General features: G+C 64.5%; 25 protein-coding genes and 1 riboswitch. Of the genes, 4 read left to right on the top strand and 21 right to left on the bottom strand.

The annotated features are described in order from the left end of the window. Positions 1 to 10: 10 nt before the first annotated feature. The 19 genes from V7787_RS06995 to V7787_RS07085 form a co-directional block, all read right to left on the bottom strand. Entirely contained in the window at positions 11 to 133 is a 123-nt protein-coding gene (locus tag V7787_RS06995) for a hypothetical protein (RefSeq protein ID WP_010952738.1), read from the bottom strand. Continuing rightward, positions 130 to 1,332: an MFS transporter gene (locus V7787_RS07000; protein ID WP_064491169.1), complete on the bottom strand. Its 1,203-nt coding sequence runs from the start codon at positions 1,330 to 1,332 to the stop codon at positions 130 to 132. The genes V7787_RS06995 and V7787_RS07000 overlap by 4 nt, the downstream gene beginning before the upstream one ends. A 62-nt stretch (positions 1,333 to 1,394) precedes the next feature. Then, positions 1,395 to 1,799: a MarR family winged helix-turn-helix transcriptional regulator gene (locus tag V7787_RS07005; RefSeq protein ID WP_014592088.1), complete on the bottom strand. Its 405-nt coding sequence runs from the start codon at positions 1,797 to 1,799 to the stop codon at positions 1,395 to 1,397. A gap of 62 nt (positions 1,800 to 1,861) precedes the next feature. After that, the gene (locus tag V7787_RS07010; protein ID WP_081273154.1) at positions 1,862 to 2,977 is read right to left on the bottom strand and encodes a glycoside hydrolase family 5 protein; all 1,116 of its coding nucleotides are present in this window, start codon (positions 2,975 to 2,977) and stop codon (positions 1,862 to 1,864) included. A gap of 227 nt (positions 2,978 to 3,204) precedes the next feature. Further along, positions 3,205 to 3,927, bottom strand: coding sequence for an adenosylcobinamide-GDP ribazoletransferase (locus V7787_RS07015; RefSeq protein ID WP_064491171.1), 723 nt, complete (start codon positions 3,925 to 3,927; stop codon positions 3,205 to 3,207). A gap of 1 nt (position 3,928) precedes the next feature. Next, positions 3,929 to 4,495: a histidine phosphatase family protein gene (locus tag V7787_RS07020; protein WP_060546111.1), complete on the bottom strand. Its 567-nt coding sequence runs from the start codon at positions 4,493 to 4,495 to the stop codon at positions 3,929 to 3,931. Beyond that, a complete protein-coding gene (gene cobT, locus V7787_RS07025; protein ID WP_064491172.1) occupies positions 4,492 to 5,547 on the bottom strand; it encodes a nicotinate-nucleotide--dimethylbenzimidazole phosphoribosyltransferase in 1,056 nt (351 codons plus the stop codon). The genes V7787_RS07020 and cobT overlap by 4 nt, the downstream gene beginning before the upstream one ends. Next, positions 5,544 to 6,065 carry a bifunctional adenosylcobinamide kinase/adenosylcobinamide-phosphate guanylyltransferase gene (gene cobU, locus V7787_RS07030; protein ID WP_064491173.1) on the bottom strand — a complete coding sequence of 174 codons (522 nt, stop codon included), beginning with the start codon at positions 6,063 to 6,065 and terminating at the stop codon, positions 5,544 to 5,546. Before cobU ends, cobT begins: the two co-directional genes overlap by 4 nt. Position 6,066: 1 nt before the next feature. After that, positions 6,067 to 7,521 carry a cobyric acid synthase gene (locus V7787_RS07035; protein WP_064491174.1) on the bottom strand — a complete coding sequence of 485 codons (1,455 nt, stop codon included), beginning with the start codon at positions 7,519 to 7,521 and terminating at the stop codon, positions 6,067 to 6,069. Beyond that, the gene (gene cobD / locus V7787_RS07040) at positions 7,518 to 8,510 is read right to left on the bottom strand and encodes a threonine-phosphate decarboxylase CobD (RefSeq protein ID WP_064491175.1); all 993 of its coding nucleotides are present in this window, start codon (positions 8,508 to 8,510) and stop codon (positions 7,518 to 7,520) included. Before cobD ends, V7787_RS07035 begins: the two co-directional genes overlap by 4 nt. Beyond that, complete coding sequence (gene cbiB / locus V7787_RS07045) at positions 8,503 to 9,411, bottom strand: adenosylcobinamide-phosphate synthase CbiB (protein WP_064491176.1); 909 nt, start codon at positions 9,409 to 9,411, stop codon at positions 8,503 to 8,505. Before cbiB ends, cobD begins: the two co-directional genes overlap by 8 nt. Further along, complete coding sequence (gene bluB / locus V7787_RS07050; protein ID WP_121162094.1) at positions 9,408 to 10,058, bottom strand: 5,6-dimethylbenzimidazole synthase; 651 nt, start codon at positions 10,056 to 10,058, stop codon at positions 9,408 to 9,410. The genes cbiB and bluB overlap by 4 nt, the downstream gene beginning before the upstream one ends. Next, entirely contained in the window at positions 10,055 to 11,350 is a 1,296-nt protein-coding gene (locus V7787_RS07055; protein WP_336086849.1) for a cobyrinate a,c-diamide synthase, read from the bottom strand. The genes bluB and V7787_RS07055 overlap by 4 nt, the downstream gene beginning before the upstream one ends. Next, positions 11,347 to 11,958 (bottom strand): cob(I)yrinic acid a,c-diamide adenosyltransferase, encoded by a 612-nt coding sequence (cobO, locus tag V7787_RS07060; protein ID WP_003252448.1) that lies wholly within the window; start codon positions 11,956 to 11,958, stop codon positions 11,347 to 11,349. The genes V7787_RS07055 and cobO overlap by 4 nt, the downstream gene beginning before the upstream one ends. A gap of 120 nt (positions 11,959 to 12,078) precedes the next feature. Then, positions 12,079 to 12,299: riboswitch (cobalamin riboswitch) on the bottom strand. A gap of 122 nt (positions 12,300 to 12,421) precedes the next feature. Further along, positions 12,422 to 12,955, bottom strand: a complete 534-nt coding sequence (locus V7787_RS07065) for a C40 family peptidase (RefSeq protein ID WP_014592098.1) — start codon at positions 12,953 to 12,955, stop codon at positions 12,422 to 12,424. Between the two features lie 140 nt (positions 12,956 to 13,095). After that, positions 13,096 to 13,734 (bottom strand): C40 family peptidase, encoded by a 639-nt coding sequence (locus V7787_RS07070; RefSeq protein WP_020193409.1) that lies wholly within the window; start codon positions 13,732 to 13,734, stop codon positions 13,096 to 13,098. 127 nt (positions 13,735 to 13,861) lie between these two features. Further along, positions 13,862 to 14,569, bottom strand: a complete 708-nt coding sequence (gene hda / locus V7787_RS07075) for a DnaA regulatory inactivator Hda (RefSeq protein ID WP_003252443.1) — start codon at positions 14,567 to 14,569, stop codon at positions 13,862 to 13,864. Between the two features lie 239 nt (positions 14,570 to 14,808). Further along, on the bottom strand, positions 14,809 to 15,882 hold the full coding sequence (locus V7787_RS07080) for an AI-2E family transporter (protein WP_104887153.1): 1,074 nt from the start codon (positions 15,880 to 15,882) through the stop codon (positions 14,809 to 14,811). 12 nt (positions 15,883 to 15,894) lie between these two features. Further along, positions 15,895 to 16,962: a DUF2066 domain-containing protein gene (locus V7787_RS07085; protein WP_274146689.1), complete on the bottom strand. Its 1,068-nt coding sequence runs from the start codon at positions 16,960 to 16,962 to the stop codon at positions 15,895 to 15,897. 320 nt (positions 16,963 to 17,282) lie between these two features. Here V7787_RS07085 and purM point away from each other — a divergent pair, with 320 nt between their 5' ends. The 4 genes from purM (at position 17,283) to V7787_RS07105 (ending at position 20,095) form a co-directional block, all read left to right on the top strand. Beyond that, a complete protein-coding gene (gene purM / locus V7787_RS07090) occupies positions 17,283 to 18,341 on the top strand; it encodes a phosphoribosylformylglycinamidine cyclo-ligase (protein WP_003252437.1) in 1,059 nt (352 codons plus the stop codon). Beyond that, positions 18,341 to 18,994: a phosphoribosylglycinamide formyltransferase gene (gene purN, locus V7787_RS07095; RefSeq protein WP_014754253.1), complete on the top strand. Its 654-nt coding sequence runs from the start codon at positions 18,341 to 18,343 to the stop codon at positions 18,992 to 18,994. The genes purM and purN overlap by 1 nt, the downstream gene beginning before the upstream one ends. Positions 18,995 to 19,002: 8 nt before the next feature. Continuing rightward, the gene (locus V7787_RS07100; RefSeq protein WP_010952720.1) at positions 19,003 to 19,713 is read left to right on the top strand and encodes a DUF3108 domain-containing protein; all 711 of its coding nucleotides are present in this window, start codon (positions 19,003 to 19,005) and stop codon (positions 19,711 to 19,713) included. A 199-nt stretch (positions 19,714 to 19,912) separates the two neighbouring features. Next, positions 19,913 to 20,095, top strand: coding sequence for a hypothetical protein (locus tag V7787_RS07105; RefSeq protein ID WP_003252431.1), 183 nt, complete (start codon positions 19,913 to 19,915; stop codon positions 20,093 to 20,095). A gap of 100 nt (positions 20,096 to 20,195) precedes the next feature. Here V7787_RS07105 and V7787_RS07110 read toward each other — a convergent pair whose 3' ends face one another. Then, complete coding sequence (locus V7787_RS07110; RefSeq protein ID WP_104887149.1) at positions 20,196 to 22,454, bottom strand: GMC oxidoreductase; 2,259 nt, start codon at positions 22,452 to 22,454, stop codon at positions 20,196 to 20,198. Next, positions 22,451 to 22,942, bottom strand: a complete 492-nt coding sequence (locus V7787_RS07115; protein ID WP_020192005.1) for a sorbitol dehydrogenase — start codon at positions 22,940 to 22,942, stop codon at positions 22,451 to 22,453. The genes V7787_RS07110 and V7787_RS07115 overlap by 4 nt, the downstream gene beginning before the upstream one ends. Between the last annotated feature and the right edge of the window lie 2 nt (positions 22,943 to 22,944).

Below are 22,944 nucleotides of genomic sequence, written 5' to 3' on the forward strand. Positions count from 1 at the left end.
AGGGTAGCGCCTAACACACACTCATGCCCAGTTGCATCAGCGCCATCCCACCCTGATGCCAGCCCCACCACACCAGTGCCAGCAGCAACAGAGCGGCAATAGCCAACAGGCCGCGTATCAGGTAGCGGTTCATACAGCCTGGGCCTGCAGGCGTGAAACCGGGCGTTCGCGCACCGGCCAGTTAAGGGCAGCGGCCAGCAAGCTGAGCAGGATGGAAATCTGCCAGACCAGGTCGTAGCTACCGGTGCGGTCATACACTATCCCACCCAGCCAGCCCCCCAGGAACGCACCCAACTGATGGAACAGGAACACGATACCGCCCAGCATGGACAGGTTGCGCACCCCGAACACCGTGGCCACGGTCCCATTGGTCAGCGGTACCGTGGACAACCACAGAAGGCCCATGGCAATGCCGAACAGGTAAGCACTGAACTCGCTCACCGGCGCCCACAGGAACAGCACGATCACCACCGCACGCAGCAGGTACAACCCGGTCAGCAGGCGCGGCTTGGACATGCGCCCGCCCAACCAGCCTGCGGTGAAGGTACCGACGATGTTGAACAGGCCCACCAGCGCCAGCACTGTCGTACCGGTGGTCGCAGCCAGGTGCTGGTCAACCAGGTAGGCCGGCAGGTGCACGCCAATGAATACGACCTGGAAGCCACAGACAAAAAAGCCCAGTGCCAGCAACCAGAAGCCGGAGTGCGTGCACGCCTCGCGCAGCGCCTGGCCCAGGGTCTGCTCGGCACCGTGACTGGGTAACGGGCGATCGCGCAGCAGACAGACGAAAGGCACGATGAACGCCACCAAAAGGCCCAGTACCAGCAACGCTGCCGACCAGCCCAGCCACTGAATCAGGCCTTGGGTGCCCGGCAACATGGCGAACTGGCCGAACGACCCGGCGGCGCTGGCGATCCCCATGGCCATGCTGCGCTTTTCGGCCGGCACTGCACGCCCGACCACACCGAGGATGACCGAGAACGACGTGCCGGACAGGCCGATGCCGATCAGCAAGCCCGCACTCAGCGACAACGACCAGGGCGAATCAGCCAAGCCCATCAAGATCAAGCCGACGGCATAAAGAATACCGCCGATGATGACCACCCGCGCCGCGCCAAGCCGGTCGGCCAAGGCGCCAGCGAACGGCTGCGCCAGGCCCCAGATCAGGTTCTGCAAGGCAATGGCGAAGGCAAACACCCCACGCCCCCAGCCAAAATCAGTACTCATCGGCTCCAGAAACAGGCCAAAGCCGTGCCGTACGCCCAGAGACAGCGCCAGTATCAAGGCCGCCCCCACCAACACCCATCCGCTGGTTCGCCACACCGAAGTCATTGTCATTATCTCCAGCACATCGCAAGGTTTGCGGGTATATACCCGCTTATAGTCGTATCAAATCAGGCCAGTTGTTCCAGCAGTCGCACCAGTTCATCCCGCTGCCCCACCCCGAGCCGTTCAACCAGCTCTTTCTGGGCCTGCTCCCAGGCCGGGTGGGCAACGTGCAGCAGTTGCTTACCCGCCGCGGTCAACAGCACCACGCGGTTACGCTGGTCGTCGCCCTCGCCCAGTGCTACCAGCCCATCCGCCTCCAGCACACGCAGGTTGCGGCCCAGGGTACTGCGCTCGAGCCCCATGGCTTCTGCCAGGGCTGTGATGCTGGGTCGGTCGAGCCGCTGCAGGTGCCGCAGCAGAGAAAACTGGGCAACATTGACCCCGAAGCCGGCAAGGGCTTCGTCGTAATGCCGGCTCACGCCGCGGGCGGCGCGACGCAGGTGGGTACAGATGCATTCACTGGTCAGCATGGATACGTGTATATACCCGCGTACGGAGTGTTGCAAGAAGTTTCACAAGGAATAGAGAAGCGTCAGTCCGGGTTCAAGCGCCTGCGGATCGGCTCGAACTCAACCGTGGCCTTGCGCGCCAAGGGGTCTGGCGCGCCCTGCTCGACCGCTTGCCAGTAGCGCCACGGCACCTTCGCCGTGCCCAGTTCGTAGTCCATGCCATCCCAGTTGTCTTCACGAAAGCTATAGAACGCCCAGTGCAACCGGTTGCGATCCAGCACGACGAGTACATCTTCAAGGTACTGCCGACAACCCGGCAGCCTGCGCATGCAGCCAAACTCGCCCACCACCAGACGAGAAAGCGGTAGCCCCACGGCCTCAGCCCATGCCAGCGGCTGGCGTAAGTAGCCTTCAACTCGCCGGCCATCCCACAGCTGTGTCTGCCCGGCAAAAGATACGGGGCCTGGATAGGCGATGGGCTGTTTGCGCGCCATGTTCGGCGCACTGGTTGCGGCATAGGGCTCATACATGTGCACGCTGTACAGCACTCGCGGGTCCTCCAGCGGCGCCGGCCAGTAGCCGAACGCGTCTGCGCCTGCATACCAGCCGGCATCGACCATGATCGGCGTATCAGCGTCTTCTTCGCGGATGGCCGCTATCAGTTGCCGGTACAGCAAGGGCAGATCGCGCGCACCGCCCTGCGCTTGCGCATACCACTGCTGCATCTGCCCAAGTTCGGCATGTTCAGCCAGGCCACCCTGTTTCTCCGGTGCTGGCTCATTGATCAGGTTGTAGGCCGCGATGGCCGGATGACTTTTCAGTTCGCGCGCCATATCTCGCCAGAACGCCGCAGCCTGGGACCAGTAGCGTTTGTCTTGCCACAGGCGATCATCGAACTGGCCCTGGTTGTTTTGCGACCAGCGCATACCCGGTAGCGAGAGTGGCGCGATGACCACCTTGAGCCCCGCCTGGTGCGCCCGGTCGAGGGTGGCACGCAGCACAGCCAGGTCGGCGTCGGGCAGGCCTTCATAGGTATCGGCGCTGCCAAGGAGGAAATCTCGTTTCACCGGTTGCCATTTGTCGTACGACAGCCGCACCCATGTGGCGCCGTACCCCCTCAGGGCATCGAAGTAGGCTTGATCGGGTGGCAGCCGGTTGAAGCTGTTGCCGCCGTGGCGTGGGGTGTCCCAGAACGCCATGAGATCTGCAGCAGTGGCTGGGGGGGTGGACAGGACCAATAGACTGGCAAAGATCCAGTGACGCACGGAAAGCCTACCTGGTTGCTTGGGGGACGCTGAGGATACGCCGACAAGCAAGAGGCAAGCGCTACCGGACCGTTTCTGGAAGTTACTGGCTCCCTCCACACCTATGGCCTGCTGCGAAAGCACTGCAAAGCAGCCGCTAAAGGGTCGTCCAGATCAAGCGCTCAAAGCCCCAGCGCCAACCCGAGCACGACGGCCAGCTCCAGCAGCTCCAGCAACGCACCGGCGGTATCACCGGTGGTCCCGCCCAGGCGCCGGCACATCATATGCCGCAACCAGGCAAACACCGCCAGCGCCAGCAGCACGCTCCATCCGCCCAGAAAGAGGCAGAACAGCACACAAACCAGCAATACCCACCCCGCCGCGCGGCGGGGCATATGTTCGGCCAATGCCTGCCCCAACCCGCCAGGTCGCACATAAGGTGTACAAAGGAACAGGCCCAACATCGCCGCCCGCCCGATCAACGGCGCCAGCAGCAATTGCGCCCCGATGCCCTGCCCGACCAGCACCCACAATGCGCAAAACTTCAGCAACAACACCAAGACCAGGGTGACCACGGCAATCGGCCCACTGCGCGGGTCTTTCATGATCCGCAAGGTGCGCTCACGGTCGCCGAAACCACCGAGCCAGGCGTCGGCACTGTCCGCCAGGCCATCCAGATGCAAGGCACCACTGAGCAATACCCACAACGTCAGCAGCAAAGCCGCATGCAGCGGCGACGGCGCACCCTGTAGCAGGTGACTGGCCAACCACAGCAACAAGCCGAACAGCAGCCCGACCAGCGGGTAGTACAGCAGCGAACGCCCTACCTCACGCGGTGCCGGCATGCCCGGCAGGCTCACCGGCAGGCTGCTGAGAAACTGCAGGGCGATCCAGAACGGCAACATCTCAGGGCGCCTCGACCAGTTGCCCATCGCCACCCGGCACCAGCCGCATCAACGCGCCATGGCCAACCTCGACCTGCAGCAACTGCTCCCTGGGCAAGCCACGGGCACGGGCCAGTAACAGCCGCATCACGCCACCATGGGTCACCAGCAGCACGCGCTTGCCGGCATGCTGAAGGCGCAAACGCTCGACAGCCGCCAGCACCCGTTCGGCAAACGCCTCGACCGGCTCGCCATTGGGCGGTGTGAAGGCGTAAGGGTCGGCCCAGAAACGGCCCAGTGCATCGGCCTGGTGCTCCATGATCTGCGCGGCACTTTGGCCCTCCCAATCACCGAAGTGCAGTTCCTGCAGGGCGGGCTCACGCTGCACTGGCAGGTTCAACTGCGCACCCAGCTCATCGGCGAAACGCCCACAGCGTTGCAGCGGCGAGCTGACCAGCACCTGCCACGGGCCGGCGTCGGCCACGGCGCGGCGCATCTGCGCCCAGCCCTTGTCGGTCAAGGCATCATCAAGGCTGCCACGCAGGCCGCCCTGTTCCGTTTCACCATGGCGCAGCAAGTCGAGGATCATGCCGGGCGGTCCGCCACCGCGGCCTCGGCAAAGGTCGCCATCTGCCCATGCAGCGCACAGGCCAGGCGCAACAGCGGCACCGCCAGGGCAGCGCCACTGCCCTCACCCAGGCGCAAGCCCAAGGCCAGCAAGGGCTCGGCCTGCAGCGCAGCAAGCAAGGTCTTGTGCCCAGGCTCAGCCCCCTGGTGAGCGAACAACAGCCAGGCTCGACACTGCGGGTTGAGGCGCACTGCCACGAGCGCAGCGACACTGCAGATAAAGCCATCCACCAGCACTGCGACACCCGCCTGCGCGCAACCGAGGTAGGCACCCGCCAACGCCGCGATCTCGAAACCGCCAACACAAGCCAGTGCCTGCAACGGGTCTTCAGCATGCAGGCCATGCAGGCGCAGCGCCCTCTCGATGACTTCAGCCTTGTGCTGCACCCCGGCGTTGTCCAGGCCGGTGCCAGGGCCGCTCAGCTCCGACGCCGGACACCCCAGCAGAACACTGGCCAAGGCTGCGGCGGCTGTGGTGTTACCGATGCCCATCTCGCCACCGATGAACAGCTGTGCGCCCTGTTCGGCGGCGCGCTGGGCACTGTCGCGACCGGCCTGCAAGGCCGCTTGCAGCTGGTTTTCGGTCATCGCGGGTTGACGGGCAAAGTTGGCAGTACCGGTGCCCAGGCGCAGATGGCGCACGCCGGGCAGCTCCAACTGCGCGTCAATGGTGCCCAGGTCGACCACGTCCAGGCTGGCCTGCAGTTGCCGCGCCAGCACACTGATCGCCGCGCCCCCGCCGACGAAGTTGCGTAGCATCTGCCCGGTCACCGCCTGCGGGTAGGCCGAGATGCCCTCTTCGACCACGCCGTGGTCGCCGGCAAAAATGCTGATGGCTACCTGATCCAGCGCTGGTCGTTCAAGCCCCTGCAGGCCAGCCAGCTGAATGGCCAGCTTTTCAAGTTGGCCGAGCGAGCCAGCAGGTTTGGTCAGTTGCTGCTGCCGGGCGCGGGCCTGGTCCATGGCGGCGTTGTCGAGGGGTTGGCAGGCATCACGCCACCAGGCTTGGGTCATAGTGCAGGTCCTTTGAGGATTAGGGGCAGGCCGGCCACGGTCAGCACGACACGCTGACAGCGTTCGGCCACGGCCTGGTGCAGCCAGCCGGCCAGGTCGACATAGCGCCGGGTCAGCTCGCCCATGGGCACGACGCCCAGGCCGGTTTCGTTACTGACCAGGATAAGGGTGCCAGGTAACTGTTCCAGGCATGCCAGCAGGGCATCACGCTCCTCGGCCAGGCGCTGGTCATCTTCCAGCATCAACAAATTGGTCAGCCACAGGGTCAGGCAATCCACCAGCAGGCAGCGCCCTTCGGCCGCTTCGGCGCGCAGTACCGCGGCCAGGGCCAAGGGCTCTTCGATCAACCCCCAGTCATCCGGCCGGCGCTGACGATGCAGCAACACGCGTTCGTTCATTTCGCCATCCAGCGACTGACTGGTGGCGATGTAGGTCACCGGCAAGCCGCTGGCGCTGGCCAGTTGTTCGGCCAGGCGGCTTTTGCCAGACCGGGCGCCGCCGAGAATCAGGTTACGCATGTCAGGCTACCCCACACAGTTGGCGCAACTGCGCGGTGTCCAGGTGCTTTTCCACCAGATCGGCCAGGCGCTCGATGTCGTGTTCGCGCAACGCTTCGTAGTCGATAACCTGCACATCCTCCAGCCCGGCCCAGCGCAATAGCGCAGCACACGACTGGCTGCCTTCGAACAGGCCATGCAGGTACGTGGCGAGGATCTGGCCATCGGCACTGACAGCACCATCATGGCGGCCATCAGCCAGTTGGACCGCAGGTTGCGCCAGCGCAGGCCCCGTCGTAACGCCAGCATGAATTTCATAACCGGTTACCGTTGCCGCTTCAAGGCTCAGCGTGCCGGCCACATTGCGCAGTTGCTTCTCGGCTTCGAGCACCGTGGCATAGTCGAGCAGGCCGAGCCCCTGGCTTGAGCCTGCGGCCCCCTCCAGCCCCAGCGGGTCATGCACTTCCCGCCCCAGCATCTGCAGGCCACCGCAGATACCAATCAGCTTGCCGCCATAGCGCAGGTGCCGCTCGATGGCCGTGTCCCAACCGCGCTCGCGCAGTTGTGCCAGGTCGCCGCGCACGCTCTTGGAGCCTGGCAGGATGATGAGGTCGGCAGCCGGAATCGGCTGGCCCGGGCCAATGAACTGCAAGTCCACCTGCGGGTGCAGGCGCAGCGGGTCGAAGTCGGTGTGGTTACTGATGCGCGGCAGCACTGGCACGATCACCTTTAGCACTCGCTCGTGCTTGACGCCTTGACGCACATCGATACCGTCTTCGGCTTCCAAGTGCAGGTCGGTAACGTAAGGCAGGACGCCCAGTACCGGTTTGCCGGTGCGTTGTTCCAGCCAGTCCAGCCCTGGCTGCAGCAGGGCAATGTCGCCACGGAAGCGGTTGATGACAAAACCTTTGACCCGCGCCTGCTCACTGGTCGACAGCAATTCCAGCGTGCCCACCAAGTGGGCGAACACACCACCGCGGTTGATGTCGGCCACCAGGATCACCGGGCAGTCCACCGCTTCGGCAAAGCCCATGTTGGCGATATCGCCGGCACGCAGGTTGATCTCTGCCGGCGACCCCGCACCCTCGACCATGACCACCGGGTACGCGGCACTCAGGCGTTGGTGAGACGCCAGCACCGCTTGCATGGCAGTGGTTTTATAGTCGTGGTAGGCCACTGCATTCATGCTGGTGACCGCGCGACCGTGGATGATGACCTGGGCGCCGGTGTCGCTGTTGGGCTTGAGCAGCACCGGGTTCATGTCGGTGTGCGGTTGTAGCCGGCAGGCCTGGGCCTGCACCGCCTGGGCCCGGCCGATTTCACCGCCATCAGCCGTCACCGCGCTGTTCAGCGCCATGTTCTGTGGCTTGAAGGGCACCACAGCGACGCCCTGGCGCAACAGCCAGCGGCACAACGCGGTCACCAGTGTGCTCTTGCCTGCGTCGGAGGTGGTGCCTTGCACCATGAGGGTGGTCATGCCGTTTCCTTCTGATAAGCCGCCAGGGCCTGGGCCAGGCGCTGTTCGTCCGCCGTGCAGGCAGGCAACCCCAGGCGCACTGCCGCTGGCTGTTCGAACAGCCGTACCAGGATGCCGCGCCGGGCGAGAAATTCATGCAGCCGCGCAGCATGCTCGCTACGCACGTACTGGAACAGGTCGCAGCCACCACTAGGCGCCAGGCCGGCACTGCGCAACACGTGCGCAAGCCGCTCGCTGGCAGCAGCACAGCGTTCGGCCTGCGCGCGCTGGGCAGTCTCATCAGACAGGCTGGCCTGGGCCAGCACCCGGGTCGGGCCGTTGACGGTCCAGGGTCCGAGCAGCTCGGCCAGGCGCAGCAGCAAGCTGTGTTCGGCGGCAACGAAGCCCAGGCGCACGCCGGCCAAGCCGAAGAACTTGCCAAACGAGCGCAGCACGATCAGCCCCGGGCGTTCGGCGCAGTCCACCACGCTGTCCGCCGGGGTGTTGTCCATGAATGCTTCGTCGACCAGCAGCCAGCCACCGCGAGCAGCCAGGCGAGCATGCCAAGCCAGCAGGCGTTCGCGCGACACCCGCTGGCCGGTCGGGTTGTTGGGGTTCACCAGCACCAGCACATCGAGGCCGTCGAGCGCAGCCTCGACTTGCGCTTCATCCAGCGCCAGCAGTTGATGCCCCGCCCGTTGCCAGGCATAGGGGTGTTCGGCATAGCACGGCGTCAGCACGCCAACCCGGGCGGTTGTACGCAGCAGCGGCAAGGCCTGTATCGCGGCCTGGGAGCCGGCTACCGGCAGCAACTGGCGGGCGCCGTAATACAAGCGCGCGGCGTCCTCCAGGCCGTCCTCGGTTTCCGGCAGGCGGGCCCAGGCGTCGACGGGAATCGGCGGGACAGGAAATGGCCAGGGCGCAATGCCGCTGGACAGGTCGAGCCACTGCTCGCGGGGGATACCGTATTGCTGCACCGCGCGTAACAGGCGGCCACCATGTTCAAGCATTGATATAGGCCCCCAGGCAGATCATCAGCAGCCACAGCCACACGCCGCGCTGCACCAGCTGCCAGCCGCGCTCGATGGCATCGGCATCGGCCACTGGCCCCTCGCCCAGACGCGGCCGCTCATGCAGTTCGCCGTGGTACACCGCCGGGCCACCAAGCTCGACGCCCAGCGCGCCGGCGCCGGCAGCCATCACCGGCCCGGCGTTGGGGCTGTCCCACAGCGGGCCCTGCTTGCGCCAGCAGGCCAGGGCCAGACGGGTCTTGCCCAACAGGGCATAAGTCAGGGCCACCAGCCTTGCAGGTATATAGTTGAGCACATCGTCGATGCGCGCCGCGCACCAGCCAAAGCGCTCGAAACGTTCGTTACGGTAGCCCCACATGGCATCCAGCGTGTTGCTCAGGCGGTACAGCACCACACCGGGCGCACCGGCCACCACAAACCAGAACAACGCGGCGAACACTGCGTCGCTGCCGTTCTCCAGCACCGACTCGGTCGCCGCTCGGGCCACCGCGGGCTCGTCCAGTTCGCGCGTTTCGCGGCTGACCAGGTAGCCAACCCGGCGCCGAGCCTCCGCCAGGTCGCCCTGGCGCAAGGCATTGGCCACCGGCAGCACATGCTCGCCCAGGCTGCGCATCCCCACCGCGCAGTAAAGCGCCAGCACATCAACCAGCCAGCCAATATATGGCAGCCACGAAAGGACCAGCGCCACCAGGGTCAGCGGCACCACCGCCAGAAACCACGCGCTCACGCCGTGGCTGCGCCAGCCGCGCCCCCCCGCATTCAGGCGGCGCTCCAGGTTGCCGGCCATGTTGCCGAACGCCACCAAGGGGTGGCGGCGCTGTGGTTCGCCCAGCAAAGCGTCCAGGGCCACCCCGGCCACGGTCAGCAAGGCCACGCTCATTGACGCTCTCCCCATTGGTTTTCGTAAAGCATTTCACTCAAGGGCCGCTCTTCGGCCCAACTTTCCTGCACCAACATCGGCACCGGATAGAACTCGGCGACCGGCCCAAGGCACAGTACCGCCACCGGCTTGGCCCCGGCGGGCATGCCCAACAGCGCGGCCAGCGCCAGCGGGTCGAACAGCGACACCCAGCCCATGCCCAGCCCTTCGCCACGCGCGGCCAGCCACAGGTTCTGGATGGCACAGGCCAGCGAGGCCAGGTCCATCTCCGGCAGGGTGCGGCGGCCGAAGATGTGTGGCTCGCGGTTGTCCATCAAGGCCGCCACCAGCAGCTCGGCACAATCGTTTATGCCCTCCACCTTCAACTTCATGAATGCATCGGATCGCTCGCCCAACGCCTCGGCCGTGCGTACCCGCTCCGCCTCCACCAAGGCCTGGATGCGCCCGCGCAGGTCACGCTGGGTGATGCGGATAAAGCGCCACGGCTGCATTAGCCCGACACTGGGCGCCTGATGTGCGGCGGCCAGCAAGCGGCCAAGCAGTTCGGGCGCCACCTGGCCACCCGCAAAATGGCGCATGTCGCGGCGCTCGCCGATGACCCGGTAAATGGCGGCGCGCTCGGCGTCGCTGTAGGCGTGATCATTCATGGTCGCAACAGCGCCGCCGCCGCATCCGGGCAGGAAGGGAAATAGAAGTGCACGTAAGAGGCCGTCAGCCGGCCCAGACGATAAACCGCCTCGTTGCCACGCCCGCCGTTGGGGCTCAGACCCCGGGCGATCGGTTCCAGCGCAGTGCTGGTCAGCGAATGGTGATAGGTGTGACCGCGCAAGGTCCCCTCCGGCAGTTCCACCGCCTGCAGCGCCAGGGCAGCCAGGCGCTTCTGCATGGTCGCCTCACCCGGCAGCAGGCCGAGCAGTTCGGCACGTTCGCCGGCCACGTCAGTCAGGGCATCGAGCAGGTACAGCATGCCGCCGCACTCGGCCAGCAATGGCTTGCCCTGTGCGTGGTGGGCGCGGATCGCCTCGCACATCGGTGCGTTGGCGGCCAGCGCATGGTGATGCAGCTCAGGATAACCACCCGGCAGATACAGGCTGTCTACCGCCGGCAGTTCGTGGTCGTGCAGCGGCGAGAAGAACACCAGCTGGGCACCTTGGTTGCGCAACAGGTCGAGGTTAGCGCCATAGATGAAGGCGAACGCCTCGTCCCGCGCCACGCCAATGCGCACACCGGCCAGCGAGGCAACGCTGGCTTGCGGTTCCGGCTCGGCAAAGCTGACTGGCGGCGGCAACGCCGCATCGCAACTGGCGCCCAGCGCTTCGGCGGCAGCGTCGAGGCGGGTGTCCAGGTCATTCAGCTCGCTGGCCTGCACCAGGCCCAGGTGGCGGCTGGGCAGCTCGATGCCGCGCTCGCGGGACAAGCCGCCATACCAGCGCAAGCCCTCGGTCAGGCTGCCTTCGAGCAGTTGCGCATGACGCAGGCTGCCTACCCGATTGGCCAGCACGCCGGCGAACGGCAGATCGGCCTGGTACCGCGCCAGGCCCAGGGCCAGGGCGCCGAAGGTCTGGGCCATGGCTGTGCCGTCGATCACCGCCAGCACCGGCACGCCAAAGTGGCGCGCCAGGTCGGCGCTTGACGGGGTACCGTCGAACAGCCCCATCACCCCTTCGATGAGGATCAGGTCAGCCTCGCCAGCAGCTTCCCACAGCAGACGACGGCTTTCCTCGGCACCGATCATCCACAGATCCAGCTGATACACCGGCGCGCCACTGGCCCGTTCGAGAATCATCGGGTCAAGAAAGTCGGGCCCGCATTTGAACACCCGCACCTTGCGCCCGAGGTTGCGGTGCAGGCGGGCCAGCGCAGCAGTGACGGTAGTCTTGCCCTGGCCAGAGGCCGGCGCCGCGATCAACACGGCGGGGCAGTGCCGCGATCGACTCACAGTTCGACGCCTTTCTGTGCGCGGATACCGGCCTGGAAGGCGTGCTTGAGCATGCCCATTTCGGTCACGGTGTCGGCCAGTTCGATCATCTCGGGCTTCGCAGCGCGGCCAGTGACAATCACATGCTGCATGGGCGGGCGGGCCTGAATGTCGGACAGTACCTGGTCCAGGTCGAGGTAACCATGTTTGAGGGCGATGTTGAGCTCGTCCAGCACCACGAACTGTACACCCGGGTCCTGCAGCAACTGGCGCGACACCGCCCAGGCGGCTTGCGCAGCGGCGATGTCACGCTGGCGGTCCTGGGTTTCCCAGGTAAAGCCCTCGCCCATCACGTGGTAGCGCACCTGTTCGGGGAAGCGACGGAAGAACAGCTCCTCGCCGGTGCTGTTGCGGCCCTTGATGAACTGCACCACACCGCATTGCATGCCGTGGCCCAAGGCGCGCGCGAGCATGCCGAAGGCCGAACTGCTCTTGCCCTTGCCATTGCCGGTCAGCACCAGCAGCAGGCCACATTCGTTAGGGGAATTGGCGATGCGTTCGTCGATGACCGCCTTCTTGCGCTGCATGCGCGCCAGGTGGCGTTCGTCGCGTTCGGTGGAATCGCTCATCAGGGTTCTCCGCTGGCTGGCACCACAGCAATGCGCGGCGACAGGTAATAGGCAGGCAAACGGAGAACGCGCAGAGGCCATGGCTGGGCGCCACGGTGCACCGCGCATCACCCTCCGTGATGCCGTTGGCAGTATCAGGCCGGTCTCCGGGCTTGTGAGTGGGCCTTGGCCCTGGCCTGCGCGCCTTCCCGGATGCTGGCACCCAGTGGCCCTGCGCGGCCTTTTACTCATCCACCGTTGCGGGGGCAGCGCCGGAATCGCGCCATGCTGGCGCCCACCGGCTTCCCAGTTTCACCCTGCCCAGTCGGGGCTGGCAGGGCACCTGAAACACGCCGCGAAGGTTAGAGGGTTGCACCGGGAGCGTCAATCGAAGCGGGTGGTCTGGCGGGTGAGCAAAACACCTTGAATCCAGGCAGCCGGTATCGGCCCCAAGCTCGAGGGGGCCGCTAAACAGGCATGGATATCAAGGGTTCTGTGCCAGATGCCCTTGCGGAATCACCCGCTTGGCCTGCAGGTAGGCCTTGGCCCAGTAGCTGTTTGACAGGTAGTCCAGGCGCACGGTGCCACCGGTGGAAGGTGCATGTACGAAGCGGCCGTCCCCGACATAGATGCCGGCATGGCTGACCTGCGAGCCGCCACTGGTGGCGAAGAACACCAGGTCACCAGACTGCAGCGAACTGACATCCACCGTCGGTGCGCGCATGACAATCATCTCTCGCGTCGAGCGCGGCAGGCTGATGCCAGCAGCATCACGGTACACATACTTGATCAGGCCGCTGCAGTCGAAGCCGGAGTCCGGGGTATTGCCCCCCCAACGATAGGGCGTGCCTACCAGACCAATGGCGCGAATCAGCACGTCATCGGCAATCGGTGAAGGACTGGGCTGGCTATAGGTAACCTGCGGCTGTACCACAGGGGCCGGCGCAGGCGCACGGCTGGAGCATGCAGCCAGCAAGGCTGCCAAGGAGAGAAATGCGAAGCGCGCCATCTTTACCATGGCCAGAACATCCTGTCTGAGACCGCTGCGCTGCAGCCGAAAAGAGTTGAGAGTTTAGATTAGACGCTTTCTGTAAATGCGCACGGCGGCGAGCTTTTTTTCAAAGCATCACCGCCGCGGCAGGGTACATCATTTTGATATCAGTTGCGCGCGATGTTGGTCGGCGCCATGGCCAAGGCGCGCTTGGCTTCAATGAAGGTCTTGCTCCAGTAGCGATCACCGAGGCTGTCGATGCGCACACCGCCACTGCGACGGCTGCTGGAGTGGATGAACTGGTTGTCACCCAGGTAGATGCCGGCATGGCTTACCCGGCCGCGGCCATTGGTGCTGAAGAACAGCAAGTCACCTGGCTTGAGCTTGTTGCGGGCCACTTTCGGCGCATCAACGTTGATCATTTCACGCGTGGAGCGCGGCAGCGTCATGCCCGCCTCTTCGCGGAACAGGTAACCGATGAAGCCACTGCAGTCGAAGCCGGACTTTTCCGAGGTACCACCAAAGCGGTAGCGGGTGCCGATCAAGGACATGCCGCGCTCGAGAATGCTGTCAGCCAGAACCGGCAATTGGTAAGGCTTGCCGCCGGAGAAAGACGCCAGGTCATCTTCGGTGGCCAGCTCTTCCGGCTCGCCGAATACCGACGAGGAAGAGGCCTTGGCCTTGATAGCCGATTGTGCAGTGATCGGGGTGTGATCCTGGGGCTGAGATACCGGGCCTTGGGCCGCGCAGCCAAAAAGCAGGGTCACGAGTGCGAGTGGCACGAGGGGTGCGAAGCGCTTCAGCATGGGCACGACCGTGTCTGTAATCCTTTAGAAGGGTGAAACTATGCCCTCTATCATGGCCATTTGCAAATTTTATCGAAAAAGATGTGACTTTTTTGTTTTACCGCTCTGGCCCAGGGTTTTCAGGGGGTTACCAGCCGAGGGTTTCCTTGAGAAACGGAATGGTGAGCTTGCGTTGTGCCTGCAGCGACGCCTGATCGAGGCGCTCGAGCAAGTCGAACAACGCGCTCATGCTCCGCGCGCCACGGGTGAGGATGAAATGGCCGACTTCGTCGGTCAGGTGCAGGCCACGGCGCGAAGCTCGCAGCTGCAAGGCGCGCAGCTTGTCTTCGTCGGACAGGCCGCGCATCTGGAACACCAGGGCCAGGGTCAATCGCGACTTCAGGTCCGGCAGCTTGATCGGCAGCTCACGCGGTGATGCCGAGGCAGCCAGCAGCAAGCGTCGGCCGCTGTCGCGCAGGCGGTTGAACAAGTGGAACATGGCCTCTTCCCAATCCGCCTTGCCGGCGATCACATGCAGATCGTCGATGCACACCAGTTCGTACTGGGCCAGGTAGTCGAGCAGTTCCACGCCACGGTCGAGCAACTGCGCCAGCGGCAGGTAGACAGCGGGCTCGCCACGTTGCTGGAAGCGATGGGTGGCGGCCTGCAGCAGGTGGGAACGGCCAACACCCTGCTTGCCCCACAGGTAGATAAGGCTCTCGGTCCAGCCGGCGTCGGCTTCGCATAGCCGCTCGACGTAACCCAATGCCGCAGCATTGGCGCCCGGATAGTAGTTGATGAAGGTGGCGTCATCGCGCAGGCGCACACCCAGGGGCAACTGGATCGGTGGTTTCATGCTCGCGGGCGGTCGACGGGACCGCTGGGGGCCTTTGGTGAACAATCTGCAAAGTCTATACCCGCAACGCGGGGCGCACAATCTCGACTGCAGATAGGGCAAGCAAAATCAACAAGTTGCGCAGCACAAGCGAGCGGCGGATGCAGGACAAACCGTGCTCAGCGCCCGCGAGATCGGGCGCCGCGAGGCGACGCTCAATTTCGCGGGCGCGAAACAGCTCAAGACGAAACACAGGGTGTTCAAAGCTCCGGGTCGATGTTCCCAGCGTACATATCCGATTCCTTGTACAGGGCATGCACATGCCGCAGCAGCACCATGATCACCGCCGCCACCGGCAGCGCCAGCAGCACACCGGTGAAGCCGAACAGTTCACCCCCGGCGAGGATGGCAAAGATCACCGCAACCGGGTGCAGGCCGATGCGATCGCCCACCAGCAGAGGGGTCAGCACCATACCCTCCAGCGCCTGCCCGACCATGAACACCGCAACGATGCCCAGCATCGGGTACAGGTCGCCACCGAACTGGAACAGGCCGGCCACCAGCGCGGCACCAATGCCAATGATGAAGCCCATGTACGGCACGATGGCCGCAAGGCCTGCAAGCATGCCGATCAGCAGACCGAGTTCGAGCCCCACCAGCATCAGGCCGGCTGAATAGATGACGCCCAGGGCCAGCATCACCATCAGTTGCCCGCGCACGAATGCCCCCAGCACTTCATGGCATTCACCTGCCAGGCCCATCACCTGCGGCTCGCGCTGGCGCGGCAACAGGCCGCGCAGCTTGCCCATCATCAAGTCCCAATCGCGCAGCAGATAGAAGCCCACTACCGGGATCAGCACCATGTTGGCCAACCAGGCCACCAACGCCAGGCTTGAGGCAGTGGCCTGGGACAGCAGCATGCCGACGATATCGGTGGTCTGCCCCATGTGCGCGCCGATGGCGGCCTTGATCTTGTCGAATTTCCAGAAACCATCGGCCAGGCCAAGGCGGCTCTGTACCCACGGCAGTGCGACATGCTCCAGCCAGTCGAGCATCTGCGGCGCCAATTCGTACAGGCGCACCAACTGCTTGGCCAGCATCGGCACAAGCACCAGCAACAACGCCAACAGCAACAGGGTGAACAGGCCGAACACCACCACCACACCCCAGGTACGCGAAAGCCCCAGGCGCTCGAGACGATCGACCAGCGGGTCGGCCAGGTAGGCCAGCATGATGCCGACCAGGAACGGCGTAAGAATATTGTGCAGGCTATAAAGCAGCACAGCGATCAGCAGTGCAGCGCCCAGCCAGATCCAGCGACGCATGTCAGTCACGGCAAGCGCCCCTTACCAGCGAAAACGCAAGCCGTCGAACGGCTTGGGTGCTGGCTGCGCAGGCGCGGGCTGCGCGGCTGCGGCGTCCACTGCCGGTACTGGCATGGCCGGCACCGCCGGTGCCTGCTCGACCGGCACTTCCTGCAGCTTGGCCAGGCCAAGCTGGGCACGTAGCTGTTCACGATTGCCCGTAACCCCGTAGGTCAGGGTAGTGCCTTCAGCCGCCTGCAAGCGTGGGCCATAGGGCTCAAGCACGCGGGCCAGCTCGGCATAGCGCTGCAGGTTCATGCCCTGCACTTGCACCTGCAACTGGCTGCTGGCACCCGGCCGGGTAACGTAGCGTGGCGCCAGGCGGCTGCTTACAGCCATCATCACCGCGTCAGCCAAGGCGGCCTGGTCGGCGCCCTCGGCAGTGCCCTGCTCACGCTGGTCGCCCAGCCACAGCTGCCACTTGCCCTGCCACTTGCCGTCGGCTTCCTGGGCGTGTACCGCCAGCAAGGCATCGGCGCCGTAGCGCTCGGAAGCTTCGCGCAGTGGCGCCGGATCGTTGCCTTCGATCTGCTTGGCATTGGCGACCAGCTGCTCCTGCAAGTCGGCCAGCGGCAAGCGCAACGGCAGACCCCGGTGCTGGGCGGCGCGGCGCAGGGGTTGGGCACTGGCCTGGCCATCACCGACCAGGTTGCTGCCCTCGACCGTGTCGTTCAACCACCACCCCAGTATCGAGGGCCGGTTACTGCCCCACAGTGCCAGGCCAGCCTTGCGCAAGGCCCGCTCGGTGCTACCTGGGTCGAACTCGACCACTACCGACTCGGGCGGGCCGGCTTCGCTGCCCACCTGGTTGATGATTTGCTGTGGGTCCTTGCGCAGCTCGGCCAATGCAGGGCTCTGCACGGCCTTAGGGTCACCGGTCAGACGCTGCACCAACGTGTCCAGGGCTTTGACTGTGGCCGCGGTACGGGCTTCGGCGCCCGGCCCGGTGACCGGCTCGCGCACCTGATAAAGGCCGGAGACATTTTCAGCCAGGGCAGTGGCCGAGATCAGGGCCAGGCAACCGGCTGCCAGAATATTGAACAAACGCATGGAGGATTCCTGTCCAGTCGAGCTTCAAGCCGTAAGCTTCAAGCTGCAAGAAAAAGCAGGCCGAGCGCCGGGCTGCATTGTTGTGCAGCGTAAAGCTCGTTGCTTGCAGCTTATACACATGCAACCGCATCAACCACCCTCCAGCTTTTTTCAACAATTACCGCCCTGCCCGTCGGCCTGAGGATGGCCGCTGCCCGGCAACCCTGATAAAATCGCGCGCCTTCACAGACCACTGACGTTTCAGACCGCCGCCGCTTATCAGCCGGCCTTGGCCGTCATGGTCGTTTTTAAGAATCCCTCCCTCCTAAAGGCCTGGATCAATGAGCAAGCAACCCTCCCTGAGCTACAAGGACGCCGGTGTAGACATCGACGCCGGCGAAGCACTGGTCGAACGCATCAAGGGCGTGGCAAAACGCACCGCACGCCCTGAAGTCATGGGTGGCCTGGGCGGCTTCGGCGCCCTCTGCGAGATCCCGGCCGGCTACAAGCAGCCGGTGCTGGTCTCCGGCACCGACGGCGTCGGCACCAAGCTGCGCCTGGCGCTGAACCTGAACAAGCACGACAGCATCGGCCAGGACCTGGTCGCCATGTGCGTCAACGACCTGGTCGTGTGCGGCGCCGAGCCGCTGTTCTTCCTCGACTACTACGCCACTGGCAAGCTGAACGTTGACGTGGCCGCCACCGTGGTCACCGGCATCGGCGCCGGTTGCGAACTGGCCGGCTGCTCGCTGGTCGGTGGTGAAACCGCCGAAATGCCTGGCATGTACGAAGGCGAAGACTACGACCTGGCTGGTTTCTGCGTAGGCGTGGTGGAAAAGGCCGAAATCATCGACGGCTCCAAGGTTGCCACCGGTGACGCGCTGATCGCCCTGCCATCCTCGGGCCCGCACTCCAACGGCTACTCGCTGATCCGCAAGATCCTCGAAGTGTCGGCTACCGACATCGAGAACACCCAGCTGGACGGCAAGCCGCTGACCGACCTGCTGATGGCGCCGACCCGCATCTACGTCAAACCGCTGCTGCAGCTGATCAAGAACACCGGCGCAGTCAAGGCCATGGCCCACATCACCGGCGGCGGCCTGCTGGACAACATCCCGCGCGTACTGCCGAAAAACGCCCAGGCCGTGGTTGACGTGGCCAGCTGGCAGCGCCCGGCGGTGTTCGACTTCCTGCAGGAAAAGGGCAACGTCGACGAGCACGAAATGCACCGCGTACTGAACTGCGGCGTGGGCATGGTCATCTGCGTGGCCCAGGACCAGGTCGAAGCCGCCCTGAACGAACTGCGCGCCGCCGGTGAGCAACCGTGGGTAATCGGCCACATCGCCGAAGCCGCCGAAGGCGCTGCCCAGGTCGAGCTGCAGAACCTCAAGGCACACTGATGCCGAGCAAGACCTGCAATGTAGTGGTACTGCTGTCGGGCTCCGGCAGCAACCTGCAAGCCCTGATCGACAGCTGCCAAGGGCAGGACAGCCCGGTGCGTATCCGCGCGGTGGTTTCCAACCGCGCCGATGCCTACGGCCTGCAACGCGCCGCAGCGGCCGGCATCGACAGCGTCGTGCTCGACCACACCCAGTTCGACGGCCGTGAAGCCTTCGATGCCGCGCTAATGGCGCGCATCGACGGCTTTGCCCCGGACCTGGTCGTGCTGGCCGGTTTCATGCGCATCCTCAGTGGCGGCTTCGTGCGCCACTATCAGGGCCGCCTGCTCAACATCCACCCGTCGCTGCTGCCCAAGTACAAGGGCCTGCATACGCATCGCCGGGCATTGGAAGCTGGCGACGCCGAGCATGGCTGCAGCGTACACTTCGTGACTGAGGAACTCGATGGCGGCCCACTGGTCGTACAGGCTGTGGTACCGGTGGCGTCTGATGACACCGTCGAAAGCCTGGCACAGCGGGTACACCATCAGGAACACCTGATCTACCCACTGGCGGTGCGCTGGTTCGCTGAAGGGCGCTTGCGTCTTGGCGAACAGGGTGCATTACTGGACGGCCAGCCACTGGCGGCCAGCGGTCACTTGATTCGATCCTAGGAGAATTTATGCGTCGCGCCCTGCTCTTGGCTCTCGCCGTGCTCGCCCTGCCCCTCCAGGCAGCTGATCTGAAGCCGTTCTCGGCAAGCTACACTGCCGACTGGAAGCAGCTGCCCATGAGCGGCACCGCCGAGCGCAGCCTGGTCAAAAATGCCAACGGTACCTGGGACCTTAACTTCAAGGCTTCCATGATGATCGCCAGCCTGACCGAGCAAAGCACCCTGCGCCTGGAAAACGACACCCTGCTGCCGCAGAAGTATCACTTCGAGCGCGGCGGCCTGGGCAAGGCCAAGAAGGTCGACCTTGACTTCGACTGGAGCACCAAGAAGATCACCGGCAGCGACCGTGGCGATGCCGTCAGCCTGCCACTGAACCGCGGCGTACTGGACAAGTCCTCCTACCAGTTGGCCCTGCAGCACGACGTGGCCGCAGGCAAGAAGAGCATGACCTACCAGGTGGTCGACGGCGACGAGATCGACACCTACGACTTCCGCGTGCTGGGCACCGAAAAGGTCACCACCAAGACCGGCCAGGTCGATGCCGTGAAGGTCGAGCGCGTGCGCGATCCCAGCCAGAGCAAGCGCATCACCGAGCTGTGGTTTGCCAAGAACTGGGACTACCTGCTGGTGCAACTGCGCCAGGTAGAGACCGATGGCAAGGAGTACGTGATCGTGCTGCAGGATGGCACGGTCGATGGCAAACCGGTGAAGGGCAACTGATCGCGCACTGCCTGTAACACCTGAAGCCCCGCCCTGTGCGGGGCTTTTCTTTGCTGCGAAGAAGCCCTCCAGGCAGCATCCCTTCGAGCTTCATGAAACTTGTTTCATGCCTGTTTTACTTACTTAGTCTGCTAACAAACTCTATAAAGAAGACGTGCGACACACTGTCGCAGCCATCTTGAAGAAGTGGAGTTTACCGATGACTGTCCAAGTAACCGAACGCGACGAATCGAGAATGTCCCACGAAGGCCTGGCCGCTGGCGTGCGGATCTGGGATGTGTACCAACAAGGTCAACTGGTGGGCATGTTCCATAACGAACACGAAGCACACCAATACCGCGTTGAGCTTGAAGACCTGGAAAACCAGCGCGCCACACAATGACCCTGCCCATTGCGGCGAACCCCTGACTCGCCTGGGCTGAGTGAGCAACCCCACAATGCTGCGGCATTGCCGGAGCATCGTGGGGTTGCCATGACAGGGCCTACACCGCCCCGAAACGCACCTCTACCGACAGGCTGCCCAGGTTATCGCTCAGGCCAGCCCCGTAACGCCCGTCCAGGTCGTCATTGATGCACAGCTGCAACTCACCTTGCTGGCCACGCGGCAATTGCACCTGGTTGCCGACCAGGAACGGCACGCCGCTGTTGCCGATACGCCCGATCAACGCCCCTTCCGGTTGACCAGGCAAGGCATAGCCGGGCTTGGCGATCAACCTTGGGTTGCCCGCCGCGCCAACCATGCCGGTGGCCGGGTTCGCCGTCCACTGCCCGCCCGTGCATACCGCCAACTGCCAGCTCTGCCCATTGACCTGCATGCCCGTGCCCTGCCATGCCTGGTTGGCCTGCACCTGCACGGTGCGCTTGAGCAGGTCGCTGGCCACCACGTCGGCGGCCTGGAACGTCAACGCGGTGATGGTCAAGGTCGGGTTGGCGGTGCCGGTAGTGGGGAACACGCCGTCGCCGACCAGGAACAGGTTGGGGTGGTCCCAGCTGCGCTGGTCCTTGTCCACCACCGACTTGGTGCGGTCCGAGCCCATGCGGTAGGTGCCCATCAGGTGGCCAGCGCCGTAGAACGCGTAGTTCTGGCCGTCGTACTCGAACACCGTTTGCGAGCCGGGCTCGAGCTTAGGGTTCAGGTCGGTCAGCTCGGTAGCGCCCATCAGCTCGGTGATGATGTACGTAGCGGCCAGGCGCGCCTGCTTGAAACCCTCCTTGGTGTAGTCGGACAGTTCGTAGGTGATCTGCGGCCGAGGCAGGCCCAATCCGTCGGAGAACTCCGTACTCCTCTCCACCCGGCACAGCGCATTATCGGGGTCTTTCTCCACCTGCTCGACCAAGAAGCCCAGACGGAACTGGCGGGTCAGCACGCTGTTGAGCTGCTGCACCAGCGCCTGGCCGGACAACGCCAGATTGCTGGGGTTAGCGCCGCCGTGGTTGGTGCCGTCGATGAAATCACAGACCGAGGTGTAGGGGTCGTTCACCGACCAGTTCCAGCCCTCGTTGCCGATTTCGATACGCCAGGCGGCACGCTGGCTGCGGAACGGGCCATCGCGCATGTCCTCGATCCCCGAGGTGGACAACGGCCCCCGGAACGGGAACAGCGGCTTGCCTTCGGGCATCAGGCCCCAGGCCAGGTACACCGGGTGGTCAGCCAATGCCTGGCCGACCTGGCCGCTGCTGTTGGCAACCCCTTTAGGGCTGTTCGGGCCGATGGAGTTGAGCAGCAGCTTCGGCGTTTCGATCGCGTGGGCGGCGATCACGTAGCGTTTGCCCTGGGCCGTGCCGTTCTGGCGCGTACCGTTGTTCTGGTACTGGATGAAATCGATGCCCGTGACCCCATTGGCATCGACCTGTACCTGGCTCGCCACGGTCTGGTAAAGGATGCGCACGTTGCCGGTATCCAGTGCCTTGGCCATGGTCACGGTGGCGTCGTACTTGGCCTGGATCGGGCAGATCGGCGTGCAGCTGGTGTTGCCTGCGCACACCCGGCGGCCGTTATCATTCTGCGAGTTGCGCCCGGCCGGGGTCTGCCGGACGTTGAGCGTGACACCTGGGTACGGCTTGCCGTCGGGCCCCTTCTCCGGGCTCTGGTACACGGTGCCCGTGACGTGCTTGCCCAGGCCCTGGTCGACCAGCGACGGCGGGATGCCATGCATGCTGTATTTGTAGCCCTGCGGGAAGGTCACGCCCAGGTAGGTCTGCGAGGCGACATCGGCGGACACGCCCATCTCCTCCTCGGCGCGGCAGTAGGCGGTCTGCAGGTCGTCGTAACTGATCGGCCAGTCGACCCCGACGTTGTACGCAGTGCGCATGCGAAAGTCGTTGGGCAACAGGCGCAGGGCCGTGCCCATCCAGTGCCACATGGTGCCGCCGCCTACCCGCTCGTAGGTGCTGGCGAACAGGTGCGGCCCCTTCTGCACCAGGTAGCTTTTCTGCGCCTTGTTCGGGTCTTGGCTACCTGCGGTGATCAGGTCCTGGATGGTCGCCCGTGGCGCGAACTGCGTGGCCGGGGTCTGCTCGCTCTGCTCAGGCGGGTACGGCGACTCGGGCGCCTTGAGCACCGCGTTGTAGAAGCGCTCCAGGTACTCGCTGCGATTCGGTGGAATGGCCGGGCCCGATTCGAGCACCAGCACTTTCAACCCGGCCAGGCCCAACTGGTAGGCCATGACACTGCCGGCCATACCGGCGCCCACCACGATCACATCGGCGGTTTCGATGTTCTGGGTTTGTACATTGCTCATGGCTGCTGCCCTTCCTTGGCGTCGACACCGGTGAATTGCTTGAGGGTCGGTGGCTGCTCACCCCAGTATCCGAAGTGGAACTGGCTGTAGCCCATGGGGTGGGATTGGGCGATCTTCCACGCCCAGCTTTCCTTGTAGGCCTGGTCGGAGACCACACGCGTGTCACCCTTGCGGGCGCTGCCCAGGTCGTAGGGTTGGTACCAACTGCCGAGCAGCCACAGCTTCATGATCGAGCGGGCGCCCTGGGCGATTTGCGGGTTCGCGTTATCGAGCACGGCGCTGGCGATTTGCGCAGGCGGCTGGCTCTGGATGCTGGCGTACAGCTCCAGCAGGCTGCTGAACGCCTCGAGGCCCATGCCTTGCTGGGCGGTGGCGAAGAACACCGGCGGCAGGTTGATCGGGTCGACGGAAGGCGCCAGCAGCTTGGCCGACAGGCCAGTGAGCACGGCGGACAAGCCGATGAAGTTTTGCAGGTTCTGGTCGCTCATGG

Source organism: Pseudomonas sp. CGJS7 (assembly GCF_036961695.1).